Below are 14,513 nucleotides of genomic sequence, written 5' to 3' on the forward strand. Positions count from 1 at the left end.
TTAAATATGGATGCCGAGCAGACACTGGAGCGTTTCGAAGATGAAATCCCGGCCGCTGCATCCGGCAGTCAAAAGCGCATTCAAAAATCTAATCAGGACTTCCAGTACTTAAAAAAAGTACTGCTTGGTTTTATTACGATGATTGTTGTGCTCTTTGCCGTCTGGCTGGTGCTGCTGCAAATCGGCTCCCAAGGTGATATTTTTGAAACGAAAAGAGTGTATGAGTCAGCTGAGGAAGTGACTGATACGGTCGAAGAAGACGAAGAGGCAGCACCTGAAGAGGAAGAAGCGGCAGAAGGTGAAACTGAAACTGCAGAACCCGCAGAAACAACAGAAGAAGCTGCTGCAGAGAAAGAGCCGGAACCAACGGCTGAGGTGAGCTTCGTTAACCGTGAAGGGAACACGCTGATTTATAATGTCACAGCACCTGAAGAACTGACACTTGAACTGACAGGTGATGAATCTTCCTGGGTCAGTTTAACGGATGACCTTGAAAATAGTTATCTGTATGAAGAATCGGACGGCGGAGCCTTTGACATCGACCCAAAAGCGACGGTTGTCAATCTTGCGCTCGGCAACTCAACATCATTTGATATTTCATTAAACGGCACAGGGATAGATAATTCCCAGCGCGGTGATACAGTCACAGTATATTATCAATTTAACATCACAAGGGAGTGACAATAAATGAACATACCTAACTGGCTAACCGTCTTTAGAGTCGTATTAATTCCAGTCTTTTTAGTCTTTGCACTCCTTGACTTCGGCTTCGGGACAATGACATTTTTAGGTGGCGAAGTTATTTTAGTTGAACAGTTTATCGCCGCAGTGATATTTGTTATTGCAGCACTGACGGATTTTTTGGACGGCTATCTTGCACGCAAGTGGAATATGATTACCAATATGGGTAAATTCCTCGATCCGTTAGCTGATAAACTGCTCGTTGCAGCAGGCTTAATCGTACTTGTAGAATGGCATACGATTTCCAGCTGGATTGCAGTGGTGATTATTGCGAGGGAATTCGCAGTAACCGGTCTGCGTCTCTTACAAATAGAGCAGGGGTTCGTCTCGGCAGCGGGACAGCTCGGGAAAATTAAAACAGTTTTCCAGATGCTGGCGCTTGTATTTCTGCTGTTCGGCGATATTTTCACGACATATTTACCGATATCGCTCGGCCAGTGGTTTATGTATATCGCAGTGTTCTTTACGATACTGTCGGCAGTAGAATACTTCTACAAAGGCCGCGATGTGTTTAAAGCGGATAAGAAATAAACAAAACTGCGGTGATTTCACTGCAGTTTTGCTGTTTCAGAAGTAATATAAACGGATATTGTAATACTGTCCGCAATTATTCGAATTCTGATTTTATAAGCGAACATATATTCGCTTTTATTTTGAGCATGATATAATAATTTATGAGATTACGACTGGAGGTACATTATGGACGAGAGACATAAAGCGATAGATACTGTTATTAAAAACATGGAAAAGTCATTTGGTAAAGGTGCCGTTATGAAGCTTGGGGACGATGCAGGACGCAAAGTAAAAACAACTTCAACGGGATCGGTTACATTAGATAGAGCATTAGGCGTAGGCGGATATCCGCAGGGCCGTATTATAGAAATTTATGGACCTGAATCATCAGGTAAAACAACTGTTGCACTGCACGCAATTGCAGAAGCGCAGCGTCAGGGCGGCATTTGTGCGTTCATCGACGCAGAGCACGCACTGGATCCGGAATATGCAACTAAATTAGGTGTCGATATCGATAACCTATATATTCTCAGCCTGATACAGGTGAGCAGGGACTTGAGATTACAGAAGCATTCGTACGAAGCGGCGCCGTAGATATGGTCGTTGTCGATTCAGTTGCAGCACTTACACCAAGAGCTGAAATCGAAGGGGAAATGGGAGACTCGCACATGGGTCTGCAGGCTCGTTTAATGTCACAGGCATTAAGAAAACTGTCAGGCGCTATTTCGAAAAGTAATACAACAGCAATCTTCATTAACCAGGTTCGTGAAAAAATCGGTGTCATGTTCGGTAACCCTGAAACAACAACAGGCGGGCGCGCACTTAAATTCTACAGTTCAGTACGCCTTGAAGTAAGACGTGCAGAAAGCCTTAAGATCGGTCAGGATATCGGTCGTACGGAAAATTAAAGTCGTTAAAAACAAAGTGGCTCCGCCATTTAAAGTTGCCGAAGTCGATATTATGTACGGAGAAGGAATTTCACGTACAGGTGAAGTAATCGACCTGAGCGTTGAAGAAGAAATCGTTGAAAAAGCCGGTGCATGGTATTCTTACAATGGTGAACGTCTAGGCCAAGGTAAAGAAAACGCCAGAAGAGAAAAACATTAAAAGAAAATCCAGCATTATTTGAAGAAATCGAACGTAAATTACGTTCGGCACTTGGATTTTGGTGAAGTATTCCTGAAGATGAAAACAAACAAGAAGATGAATCTTTATTGAACGAAGACGAGTCTGAAAAATAAATAAAGCCTGATTAATGACAGGCCATTCAGATCAAGCACCGGTATTATAAATACTCGTGCTTGATTTCTTTATGATTATATTTAGAATTGAATTATATAATATTTAATTAAACTTCATATTATATTTAACACACTTTAGAACCTTAGTTAGGGAGGTGTTTATTGTGGACTTTATAGACATTCTCTTAATCTTACTTGGTATTATTCTGGGTGTTGTTATCGGATATTTTATTGTCAATATATTGACGAACAAGCAGCGTCAGGCACGGACTTCAGCTGAACATATTATAAGTGAAGCTAACAAGGAATCCGAAAACCTGAAGAAAGAAAAACTGCTCGAAGCGAAAAGAAGAAAACCAAAATCTGAAAGAAGCTTTTGACAGCGAAATGAATACTCAGCGCAACGACTTGAAAGCGTTTGAAAACAGATTATTGCAGCGTGAAACATCGCTTGATCGTAAGAGTGAATCACTCGATAAGAAAGATGACATGCTGGAAAACAAGAAGCTAAAATTGAAGAAAAACAGCAAATGGTTGATGCCAAGGATAACAAGATTAATGAAAAGATAAGTCAACAAGAAACAGAATTATCCCGCATCTCCGGATTGACGCGCGATGAAGCACGTCAAGAAATGTTCTCGCAGGTAGAACAGGAACTGTCACATGATATGGCTGTAATGGTTAAAGAAAAGAAAGACAAAGCGACTCGGGAAGTAGACAAAGAAGCGCGTGAACTGCTCGCACTTACAGCGCAGCGTTACGCAGCCGAATATACTAGTGAGTCTACGGTATCAGTAGTCACATTACCGAACGATGAAATGAAAGGCCGCATTATCGGCCGTGAAGGACGAATATCAGAACGCTTGAAACGCTGACAGGTGTCGATTTGATAATCGATGACACACCTGAAGCAGTAATTCTGTCCGGATTTGATCCAATCAGACGCCAAATTGCGAAAAGTGCACTCGAAGCACTCGTGCAGGACGGCCGCATTCACCCTGGACGCATTGAAGAAATGGTGGATAAAGCCCGTCGGAATATGGAAACTGAAATCCGTGACGCAGGTGAAGCTGCAGCATTCGAACTTGATATTCACAACCTTCACCCTGAGCTTGCAAAACACTTAGGTAAAATGAAATACCGCTTAAGTTACGGACAAAATGTACTTAAGCACTCGATCGAAGTCGGCTACCTCGCAGGAATACTTGCGAGCGAACTTGGCGAAAATGTCGCTTTAGCCCGCCGTGCAGGATTACTGCATGACATCGGTAAAGCAATCGACCACGAAATTGAAGGCTCCCACGTAGAAATCGGAGTCGAACTCGCATCCCGTTACAAAGAACAAGATACGGTAATCAATGCGATTCAGTCACACCACGGTGGTTGAACCGACAAGTGTCATTTCAATCTCGTAGCAGCAGATGCACTCTCTGCAGCGCGCCCTGGTGCGCGTCGTGAAACGTTGGAAAACTACGGTTAAACGCTTAGAGAGACTTGAAGAAATTGCAGAAAGCTACGATGGCGTAGAGAAAAACATTTGCAATTCAGGCTGGACGCGAAATCCGCGTAATGGTAAGCCCTGAAGATATCGATGATTTAAAAGCACATCGTCTTGCAAGAGACATTAAGAAACGTGTAGAAGATGAACTGCAATATCCAGGACACATAAAAGTGACAGTTGTCCGCGAGATGAGGGCCATAGAATACGCAAAATAAAAAGATCAGAGACGGGAGTCTCTGGTCTTTTTGTTTTCTTGTTTATCGTCCCAATGAGCGGTCCACGATGGGGCAAATAAGTTTTATCGTCCCAATGAGCGGTCCACGATGAGGCAAATAAGTTTCATCGTCCCAATGAGCGGTCCACGATGGGGCAAATAAGTTTTATCGTCCCAATGAGCGGTCCACGATGGGGCAAATAAGTTTTATCGTCCCAATGTGAGCATCCCCATCGATCGACATTATAATCATCTGAAAGTCATCAGTTTATCTACATACCTAAACTTTAATTATACCCATGAAGCTATACAGATTTATAGAGTATTCGTGAAAGTGTCACATACATTATATGGGAAAAAATATATAAACTTGTGTAATAAGTAAACCAGTTTGCTATTTTTGTATTTAAGTAACTTTTTTAAAAGGAAATCATCATTTCTCCGTATATATAGTATAAGAGATACTTTTTTATATTTAGGAGGAGATAGTTTGTTTATTAATTATCGAGAAATACCAGTTGAACTTTTGTACTATAACGCTCTTTCCGCACGTTCAGAATTATCTCGTAATGAAAATATCAAATGAAGATTTTGAAAAAAGGTTTTGAAGGTGAATGTTTGTACGATAAAATTTTTGAGGAGACTGGGCATTCTAATGTTTATATTTTTAGAGATGTTTATCTGAAAGTAGGAAATACCGTGACTCAATATGACAGTATTGTAATAACAGATAATAAAGTAACAGTAAATGAAATTAAAAATTTTCATGGTGACTATCATTACACTAAAGATGATTGGTATAGAAATGGAACCTCACTGGAGGATGATGCCTTTGCACAGCTAAGAAGAGCAAAAGGTAAACTAATGAAATTAAGTAAGAATTCATCAGTAAAATTTGAAGTGGATGCTGCATTTTTTTATCAACGATGATTTCCGGTTGACGAGTGAAAATGACGGTATATGGGATAAAGTTATTGTTCGCAGTCATTTAAGGAGTTATCTTCATAGCTTAAATAACAGTCAGAAGGGAGACAAAGCCAAGAAAATTGCTAACATCATAAATAATAACAAAGTTAATAAATATACTTCAACGAAAAGGCAGATATAAACAGGCTGCGTTTAGGAATTTATTGTGGTGAATGCAAAAGTTTTAAGCAGGTAAAAAGACGTTTTCATTTTACTTGCAGTAACTGCGGAACAACCGAAACAAATGAAACGCATTTTTTACGTGCACTTAGCGATCATAAATATCTATTTTATAATCAACCAATCACTAAAAAATCTATACTTTATCTAATAAATAATCAGCTAACAAAATCGACACTTGCACGGTTCATGAATGCACATTGTAATATTGAGAAGAGAGGAAGGAGCTCAACACATACTTTTAAGTATTATGATTTTAATGATGCTTTGAAGACAACCGCTGGTCGAAGATACAAGAACACAATTGTAAAATTTGAATAGTCAAAGGGTATGGCCGGCCACGTGGGGACGAATAGACGTAATCACCCTAATGAACGATCTCATTGGGACTATTAATCATAATCGACCCTACGAGCCCATCAAATGGGACGAATAGCGTTAAAGTCCTAATGAACTCGTCGTGTTGGGTAATTAGACCTAATTTCCCCAACGAGCGACATGAGAAGCACAAATGACATAAAATCACACCCACCCGCCAAACTCTCTCTATTATCCACGCAAAATTAATGTATAATTAAGCAAATAGATAGGGTGATTTGATGAGAATTTTTTCATTGGAGATGTTGTCGGAAAAATTGGCCGACGCATGATTAAAAATTATTTGCCGGGGCTTAAAAGAGAGCACGGTGCACATTTTACGATTGTGAATGGTGAAAATGCGGCACACGGCAAGGGTATTACAGAAAGTACTTATAAAGAAATTTTAAATGGCGGGGCGGATTTTATCACACTGGGTAACCATGCGTTCGCGAAACGCGACGTCTATGATTTATTTGATACGGATGTCAAAATGGTGCGCCCGGCGAATTTTCCGGAAGGTACGCCGGGTGACGGCAGCCGCGTCGTTAACATTAACGGTAAAAAATTATTAATCATTAATCTGCAGGCGCGCAGTTTCCTCGAGCCGATTGAAAATCCGTTCACAGTAATCGATAAAATTCTAGAAGAGCATGAATACGATGCAGCTTTCGTCGATTTCCACAGTGAAACGACGAGCGAGTCAATCGCGATGGGCTATCATTTAGACGGCCGGGTGAATGCGGTAGTAGGTACACATACGCATGTTCAGACGAATGATGCGACGCGCCTGCCAAATGGTACAGTTTACATAACTGACGTCGGCATGACTGGTTTTAAAGATGGGATATTAGGTATCCGTAAAGACGAAGTAATCCGCAGATTTATTACAAATCTGCCTGAACGTCACGTTGTGCCTGATGAAGGTAAAGGAATAATCAGCGGTGTAATTATCGACACTGACAGTAAGACAATTAAAAACTTCAAAATCGAAGAGTAATGAAAACGGGCGCATCCATAAAATGCGTCCGTTTTTGCATTAAAAAATAAAATTATTCAATTCAGTTCAAGTTTAATGAAAATTATGTCACTTTTATGGCATAATATAATTAATTCGGTTTTCGAAAGATTGTCATCGAAGACATTTACGTCACAGAAACAAAGGGTGGTTATACAATGATTACAGTTTATCGCTACGCTATGAAGTACAAATGGATGATTTTTATTGCTTTAATTTTTATGTTTGTGGAACTGATTGTCGAACTTGTTCAGCCGCTGTTTATTCAGCAGGTCATCGACAACGGAATTATGATTAACAGTATTGACAATGTTATATTCTACCTGGTTATTATGTTCGCAATATCGATTATTGCACTCATTGCTGGTCTGTTGAATACATATTTTACGAGTCATCTGACGAACATGTTCGGCTATGATCTCAGGATGGCAATCTTTACGCGGGTTCAGAACTTTACGCTCGGGACTTTATCGCGTTTTTCAACATCGAGTCTTATTACGAGAATGACACAGGATGTGCTGCAGACGGAAATGCTGCTCTTTATGAGTCTCAGGATACTGTTCCGGGCGCCGCTCTTAGTCGTCGGTTCCCTGATTATGTCATTTATCGTCAATCCGACGCTCGGGTTGTATTTATCAATACTGACGCCGGTCCTCGCTATTTTCTTATTTTTCGCAGCGCGAAAAGGTGCGGCAATATTTCTCCGGGTGCAACACTGGCTGGACAGAATTAACCGTTTTATTCAGCAGAATTTAGAAGCTGTCAGATTGATAAAAGCCAATGACTCAGGTGAATACGAAACCGGGAAATTTGCTAAAGTCGCAGCGAAACTCCGCGACGATACAATTTTTGCCTTAAGACTGATGGAATCGATTCTGCCTGTCCTTTTATTAATTATGAACGGCAGTCTGCTCCTGGTACTGTGGGTGGCATCTGATTTGCTTCAGACGAATGAAGTTGCCGTCGGGGAAATCGTTGCCGTAATCAACTACGCGCTCCGCATGCAGGGCGGATTCTCGATGTTCGCGTTTCTGATTATCGCCTCGTCCCGCGCCAAAGCTTCGAGTGACCGTATTAGTGAAATACTTCATGCACCGATTGCTGCAGAGGATAAAGACACGTTTGATGCGGCTGACGGTGCAGGCACGGTTAAATTCGATAATGTTTCCTTCAAATATCCAAACACAGGCCGTTATGTTCTGAAAAATATTTCATTTGAAATTTACGACAATGAAAACTTTGTTATTATGGGCGGCACCGGCTCCGGCAAAAGTTCGCTGATTAGTCTGATTCCGAATATGTACGATGCGACTGACGGAAAAGTGATCGTTAATGAAAAATGTGCTCGACTGGAGTACGACGGAACTCAGACAGACAATCGGTTACGTGTCGCAGCGTGCCATATTATTCACCGGCAGCATATACGAAAATCTGCTCTGGGGGAATTTACACGCTGATGAAGATGATGTATTTATGTCATCTGAAAAAGCACAGATTCACGACAATATAATGAATTTCGATGAGACATATGAGACGCCGGTCGGGCAAATGGGTGTAACATTGTCCGGCGGGCAGAAGCAGCGCCTGTCGATTGCACGGGCACTCGTCAGAAAACCGTCCATTCTTATTCTCGATGATTCAACTTCAGCGCTGGATGTCAGAACTGAGAATAATTTATGGGATGCACTGGAAGGCGAAAACGTAACGCGCATCGTCATTACTCAGAAAATCTCTACTGCCGAACAGGCGGACCGTGTACTTCTTTTAGATGACGGTGAAATTTCTGCACTGGGTACTCACGAAGAGCTTTTAGCAACGTCAGAACTGTACAGAGACATTTACGAATCGCAGAAACAAGGGGGGCATCTCGATGACTAACTTTTTTGCACGACCCTTTGGGCATGAACCTCTCATAACGAAAGAAGATATGGAGCGCAATAAACAGGCCAATAAAAAAAGCAGATAATATGGGCGGAACGTTAAAGCGTATCTGGCAATTTATGCGCGGTGAACGAAAACGTCTGTACTTGATAATTTCGCTCGTCGTCGTAACAAGTCTCTTAAGCATCGTCGGACCATTCCTCGTCGGACGCATCGTCGACTTTTACTTTATCCCGCGGGAATTCGGCGGCCTGTTCAGAATCCTGATGATTCTTCTGGCAACGTATTTGCTGCTGTCGTTAACGACATTTATTCAGGCGTATTTGATGGTCGGGCTGTCGCAGCGCACGATTTACAATCTGCGTCACCATTTGTTTGAACATATGCAAGAACTGCCGGTGACATTTTACGATAAACGCCAGCATGGTGAATTAATGAGCCGGATGACCAACGATATTGAAACGCTGTCGCAGACGATGAACTCATCGTTTATCCAGTTTACAACGAGTATTGTGACGCTGCTCGGGACGTTTTCAGTCATGCTTTACTTAAGTCCGCTCTTAACATTCCTGACGGCACTGATTATCCCGATATTAATTGTCAGTGTCAGATTTATTACGAAACGTACGGGCCCGCTTTTTAAAATGCGCCAGCGCCGTACAGGTGAAATGAACGGCTACATTGAAGAAATCGTGTCCGGCCAGGAAATCGTTAAAGTATTCTCGCAGGAAGAACGTGCGGTACAGAATTTTGAAGTCCGTGCTAAAAACTTAAGAGAAGTTACATTCTGGGCGAACCTGTACTCCGGCTTCATTCCGAAAATAATGAACATGCTGAACAATATTTCATTTACGATTGTTGCCGGCGCCGGCGGTATTCTGGCACTGACGACAAACGGTGTCGTTACAGTCGGAACGATTGTTGTGTTCGCGGAATATGCCCGCCAGTTTACACGTCCGCTCGCGGATTTATCGAATCAGTTAAACCAGGTACTGTCAGCGATTGCCGGTGCGGAACGCGTATTCCAAATACTCGATACGCCGGCAGAATCAAACGACGGAAAAATTACGGATAAGACAATCGAAGGACACATTGAATTTAAAGATGTCACATTCTCATACAGCAAGGAGCAGCACCATCCAACGATTAAGGACCTGTCATTTGAAGTCAATTCCGGAGAATCGGTCGCATTAATTGGTGCCACAGGTGCAGGCAAGACGACGGTGATGCAGCTGCTCGCGCGGTTCTATGAAACCGATAAAGGGCACATCCTTGTAGACGGTGTGGATATTACAGACTATTCGCGGAGCAATATCCGTTCTCAGACTGCGTTTGTGCTGCAAGATCCGTATCTGTTTGAAGCGACCATCCGTGAAAATATCCGCTACGGCAGAATGGATGCAACAGACGATGAGGTGACAGAAGCGGCGAAAGTTGCCAATGCCCATGACTTTATTATGACGCTTGAGCGGGGCTACGATACAGTGCTCGACTTAGACGAAGGCTTTATCTCGCAAGGACAGAAACAGCTGATATCAATTGCGCGGGCACTCATTACCGACCCGGCAATACTGCTCCTCGATGAAGCCACATCCAGCATCGACACAATTACAGAGTTAAAAATTCAGGAATCGCTCGAACGGCTGATGAAAGGGCGGACGAGTATTATTATCGCCCACCGTCTCAACACGATAAAAGCCGTCGACCGTATATTTGTTCTGGATCAGGGAGAAATGCTTGAAGCGGGAACGGAAGAAGAATTGCTGAAGCTTGAAGGTAAATATCATGATATGTTGAATCAGTAAGATATTTTACAAGTTATTCCTAGTAAGTTAAGATGGACTTAATTAAATATTGCACAACCACTGGAGGTGCCTTTTTGAGGCTGAGAAATACTCTTAATACCTGATCTGGATTATGCCAGCGTAGGGAAGTGGCATAGATTCGTTATGCACATCCTTATATTCGGGATGTGCATTTTTGTACTTTGACAAACGAATCAGGAGATTTACATTTAATAAATGAATGCTTTCATATATAATGAATGGTATATATCAACTAAAAGGTGGAACTTCGAATGTATACTAAGAAGGAAATAATAGAAGAAGCAAAAAAGCTCGGTAAAATGATGGCGGAAACAGAACAGGTTGAATTCTTCCAGAAAGCGGAAGCTAAAATTCACGAGAATAATGATATCCGCGAAAAAATGGCTAGTCTTAAAAGCAGCAGCAGCAGGCAGTAAACTTCCAAAACTACGGTAAAGAACGCGCTTACCAGATGACGGAAGAAAAACTGGCTAAAATCGAAGCGGAATTAGACGAAATGCCGCTTGTAGATCAGTTTAAAGAATCACAGGCAGGCGTTAACGAATTACTGCAAATGGTTTCGCATGCAATCAGCTCAACAGTTACAAGCGAAATCATCGAACAAACAGGCGGAGACCTGATGCAGGGTGAAACAGGCGCTGCAGTCCGCAACAAACCAAACCGCGATCCGGACCAGTTTAAATAAGCATCAGCTACATATTGAATGGCGTTGAAATCTCTGAATTATAGAGTGTTTCAGCGCCATTTTTGTATGTTTTTACAATACACCGACCGCATGAACAGGCCACATGCGGTTAAAGAATACTTTGCGACCGTATGAACGACTCACATGCGGTTAATAACAAATCTCCAACCGCATGAACGACTTACATCGGGTTAATAAAGAATCTTCGACCGTATGAGAGAACCACATACGGTCAATAACGAATTCCCGACCGCATCAGCAAACATAACTCGAACAATTATAAAATGTAATCAAAAGGAGGCACCACCATCAACAAACTTACTAGAAACATGACTTTCACCGCAGCTTTCGTCGCCTTAAACGTTATCTTGAGTTCGCTTATCACAATTCCAATCGGAATCATACGCGCGGCACCGATGCAGCATTTAATCAATGTGCTTGGTGCAGTCATCACAGGTCCCTGGGTGATCGTGCAGGCGTTTATCTCGTCTACAATCAGAATATTATTCGGTACGGGGACCGTCTTCGCCTATCCCGGCAGTATGATCGGCGCGCTCGCTGCCTGGCTCCTCTACAAATACACTAAAAAGTTATCGCTCGCTGCAGCTGGTGAAGTTCTCGGCACCGGCATACTCGGGGCACTCAGTTTGTACCCGCTCATCATCGTGCTGGAGCTCGACCAACAAATTTTCACCATCGTCGCTGCAGCCTTTCTCGTATCCAGTTTTATCGGCGCTCTTACATCGTTTATCATCTTAAAACAATTGGAAAAACACGGAGTCTTACTGCGGATATAAGCGTCGGTGCGTGTTATAATAATACGACAAGATTAATTTAGGAAGTGTTAAAATGCGGGAACCAACACCGATGATGAAACAGTATTTTTCAATTAAAGATAATCATCCGGACAGCTTACTTTTATTCAGACTGGGAGATTTTTACGAGCTGTTTTACGACGATGCAGTCACGGCTGCCAAAGTGCTCGAAATCACATTAACTTCACGCGATAAAAGTAAAGATCCGATACCGATGTGCGGCGTGCCATATCATTCTGCGCGCAACTATATAGCAAAACTAATCGAGAATGGCTTTAAAGTGGCCATCTGTGAACAGATGGAAGATCCCGCGCAGGCGAAAGGCATGGTCAGAAGAGAAGTGGTCCGTGTAATTACGCCGGGTACTTTAATCGATGATTTCGGTATGGACGACGGTGCGAGTAATTTCATTCTGGCGCTGCATGAAGAAGAGGGCAGAACAGAGTCAGCTATGCGGATATTTCAACGGGTGAAATTTTCGCCTTTTCAACAAGCGACCAGACAGAACTGAAAAGTGAAATAGAAACACTGGGCGCCCGGGAACTGGTCACGAATGCTAAAAGTGAACATATCATTCATAGCATTTATAATGATCCGCCGCTCTATACGGTGTTTGAAGCAGACACTCCTTCAGATTATGACTATGAAGATGATGTCGATGAACATCACGCGATTAATCTGCTGTTAAACTACATTCGTGCACAAAATATGCAGGAACTGAAACATTTAAAGACGGTGGAAAAACACCGTATCAATACATTTATGAAATTAAATTATGCAGCCATTTCAAACCTTGAGCTCTTAGAAAACATTCAGACGAAAAAAGTAAAAGGCTCTCTGTTCTGGTATTTAAACCGTACGGAAACACCGATGGGCAAACGCCAGCTCAGAAAATTGATCGAGCGTCCGCTCGTGTCAAAAAAAGAAATTGAAAATCGGCAAAGTATCGTAACGACGCTAATCGAGAACTTCACCGAGCGCCAGCAGCTGTCAGGCATTTTAAATCACGTTTACGATATCGAACGGCTCGTCGGCCGCCTTGCCTTTAACAACGTGGACGTAAAAGACTTAGTCCAGCTGCGCGACTCGCTTCACGGACTGCCGGAATTAAAGGCAGTACTTGAATCACTAAAACTGACAGACAACAAAACATTCCAGAATTTCGACAGCCTGGAAGATGCGTATGAACGCCTGGTAGTCCTAACAGATACACCGCCGAAAACAATCCGCGAAGGGAAAATCTTTAAAGACGGTGTCAGCGATGAACTCGATAATTTAAGAGACATCAGCACAAATGCACGTACATGGCTGAACAATTATCTCGAGTCAGAAAAAGAACGCACTGGCATTAAAAACTTAAAAATCGGCTTTAACAAAGTGTTCGGCTATTACCTGGAAATTTCCAAAGTTCAGGCGATGAACTTCGATGCCGAAAAGTTTGAATATAACCGTAAACAGACACTCACAAATGCCGAACGGTTTATTACACCGGACTTAAAGAAATGGAAAGTCAGATCTTAACAGCAGAAGACGACAGCATTAAACTCGAATTCAATATGTTCACTGAACTCCGGACAGCTATGATGGACTATATTACGAGACTGCAGCGTACAGCAGAGCAGATCTCGACACTCGATACACTGATATCCTTCGCCTTAGTTTCAAACGACTATCATCTGACGACGCCGGAATTCAAAACGGACAAGTCAATCGACCTGATTGATGCGCGTCACCCAATCGTTGAACGCATGCTGAACGAAAACACATATGTACCGAACGACCTCACGATGACGAAAGATAACTTTATTTATTTAATTACCGGTCCCAATATGTCCGGTAAATCGACGTACATGCGCCAGGTGGCCTTAATCATTATTATGGCCCAGATCGGCATGAGAGTGCCGGCAGAGAGCGCGAAACTGCCGATATTCGATGCCATCTATACACGCATCGGTGCAAGCGATGACTTATCGAGCGGTAAATCGACATTTATGATCGAAATGATGGAAGCTAATACAGCACTCCAGCACGCAACAAAGGACTCGCTTCTGATATTTGATGAGATCGGCCGCGGGACCAGCACATATGACGGTATGGCACTCGCCCAGGCGATGCTCGTCTATATTCATGAGGAAATCGGTGCGAAGACACTCTTTTCAACCCACTACCATGAACTGACGAACCTGGAAGACACACTGCCAGGGCTGCAGAACGTCCACGTTAAAGCGACGGAATACGACGGCAAGCTGGTCTTCCTGCATAAAGTGAAACCGGGAGCGGTCGAGAAGAGCTACGGCATTCATGTCGCGAAACTCGCAGAACTGCCGGACCGGGTGACGGAACTGGCAGCTGAATATTTAAGCTCATTTGAAAATCAGAACCATGAGCCGAAACTGAGTAAGCGGGACGATATCTTCCAGCTGGAACTGCCGCTCGGTGACAGTGAAGCAGTATCTAAAGACGATAAAAAACTATTAACCGAATTAACATCGCTTGATTTAAATAATATGACGCCGATGGAGGCGCTGAACACATTGCATGAATTAGTGAACAAAGCACGCGGGGAGGGATAGCA

The 14,513-nt window shown here is 42.7% G+C and carries 8 protein-coding genes, 4 pseudogenes and 1 riboswitch; all 12 genes and pseudogenes read left to right on the forward strand.

What is annotated here, in order from left to right; translation table 11 throughout:
* Positions 1-6: 6 nt before the first annotated feature.
* The gene (locus G4D76_RS13745) at positions 7-681 is read left to right on the forward strand and encodes a hypothetical protein (RefSeq protein ID WP_250130032.1); all 675 of its coding nucleotides are present in this window, start codon (positions 7-9) and stop codon (positions 679-681) included.
* A 6-nt stretch (positions 682-687) separates the two neighbouring features.
* Positions 688-1,272 carry a CDP-diacylglycerol--glycerol-3-phosphate 3-phosphatidyltransferase gene (gene pgsA, locus G4D76_RS13750; RefSeq protein WP_213810161.1) on the forward strand — a complete coding sequence of 195 codons (585 nt, stop codon included), beginning with the start codon at positions 688-690 and terminating at the stop codon, positions 1,270-1,272.
* 168 nt (positions 1,273-1,440) lie between these two features.
* Positions 1,441-2,426, forward strand: a pseudogene (gene recA, locus G4D76_RS13755) (recombinase RecA).
* Positions 2,427-2,659: 233 nt separating this feature from the next.
* Positions 2,660-4,211, forward strand: a pseudogene (rny, locus tag G4D76_RS16330) (ribonuclease Y).
* 581 nt (positions 4,212-4,792) lie between these two features.
* On the forward strand, positions 4,793-5,140 hold the full coding sequence (locus tag G4D76_RS13765) for a nuclease-related domain-containing protein (RefSeq protein WP_213810162.1): 348 nt from the start codon (positions 4,793-4,795) through the stop codon (positions 5,138-5,140).
* A gap of 829 nt (positions 5,141-5,969) precedes the next feature.
* Entirely contained in the window at positions 5,970-6,713 is a 744-nt protein-coding gene (locus G4D76_RS13770) for a TIGR00282 family metallophosphoesterase (RefSeq protein WP_256440598.1), read from the forward strand.
* Positions 6,714-6,889: 176 nt separating this feature from the next.
* Positions 6,890-8,188, forward strand: a complete 1,299-nt coding sequence (locus G4D76_RS13775; protein ID WP_371814519.1) for an ABC transporter ATP-binding protein — start codon at positions 6,890-6,892, stop codon at positions 8,186-8,188.
* Complete coding sequence (locus G4D76_RS17310) at positions 8,118-8,609, forward strand: ATP-binding cassette domain-containing protein (protein ID WP_371814704.1); 492 nt, start codon at positions 8,118-8,120, stop codon at positions 8,607-8,609. The genes G4D76_RS13775 and G4D76_RS17310 overlap by 71 nt, the downstream gene beginning before the upstream one ends.
* 89 nt (positions 8,610-8,698) lie before the next feature.
* Positions 8,699-10,417 carry an ABC transporter ATP-binding protein gene (locus tag G4D76_RS13780; protein ID WP_371814520.1) on the forward strand — a complete coding sequence of 573 codons (1,719 nt, stop codon included), beginning with the start codon at positions 8,699-8,701 and terminating at the stop codon, positions 10,415-10,417.
* A gap of 52 nt (positions 10,418-10,469) precedes the next feature.
* Positions 10,470-10,561: riboswitch (TPP riboswitch) on the forward strand.
* A gap of 128 nt (positions 10,562-10,689) precedes the next feature.
* Positions 10,690-11,123 (forward strand): annotated as a pseudogene (locus G4D76_RS13785) (RicAFT regulatory complex protein RicA family protein).
* Positions 11,124-11,452: 329 nt separating this feature from the next.
* Complete coding sequence (gene thiW / locus G4D76_RS13790; protein ID WP_213810164.1) at positions 11,453-11,920, forward strand: energy coupling factor transporter S component ThiW; 468 nt, start codon at positions 11,453-11,455, stop codon at positions 11,918-11,920.
* A gap of 52 nt (positions 11,921-11,972) precedes the next feature.
* Positions 11,973-14,511, forward strand: a pseudogene (mutS, locus tag G4D76_RS13795) (DNA mismatch repair protein MutS).
* The last annotated feature ends 2 nt before the right edge of the window (positions 14,512-14,513 follow it).

The sequence above is a fragment of the Jeotgalicoccus sp. WY2 genome (assembly GCF_018437745.1).
Classification (GTDB): domain Bacteria; phylum Bacillota; class Bacilli; order Staphylococcales; family Salinicoccaceae; genus Jeotgalicoccus; species Jeotgalicoccus psychrophilus.

Bases quoted from the DNA above. Each gene is read 5' to 3' on its own strand.
- G4D76_RS13745 (WP_250130032.1), top strand. From the start codon at position 7: ATGGATGCCGAGCAGACACTGGAGCGTTTCGAAGATGAAATCCCGGCC.
- pgsA (WP_213810161.1), top strand. From the start codon at position 688: ATGAACATACCTAACTGGCTAACCGTCTTTAGAGTCGTATTAATTCCA.
- G4D76_RS13765 (WP_213810162.1), top strand. From the start codon at position 4,793: ATGAAGATTTTGAAAAAAGGTTTTGAAGGTGAATGTTTGTACGATAAA.
- G4D76_RS13775 (WP_371814519.1), top strand. From the start codon at position 6,890: ATGATTACAGTTTATCGCTACGCTATGAAGTACAAATGGATGATTTTT.
- G4D76_RS13780 (WP_371814520.1), top strand. From the start codon at position 8,699: ATGGGCGGAACGTTAAAGCGTATCTGGCAATTTATGCGCGGTGAACGA.
- thiW (WP_213810164.1), top strand. From the start codon at position 11,453: ATGACTTTCACCGCAGCTTTCGTCGCCTTAAACGTTATCTTGAGTTCG.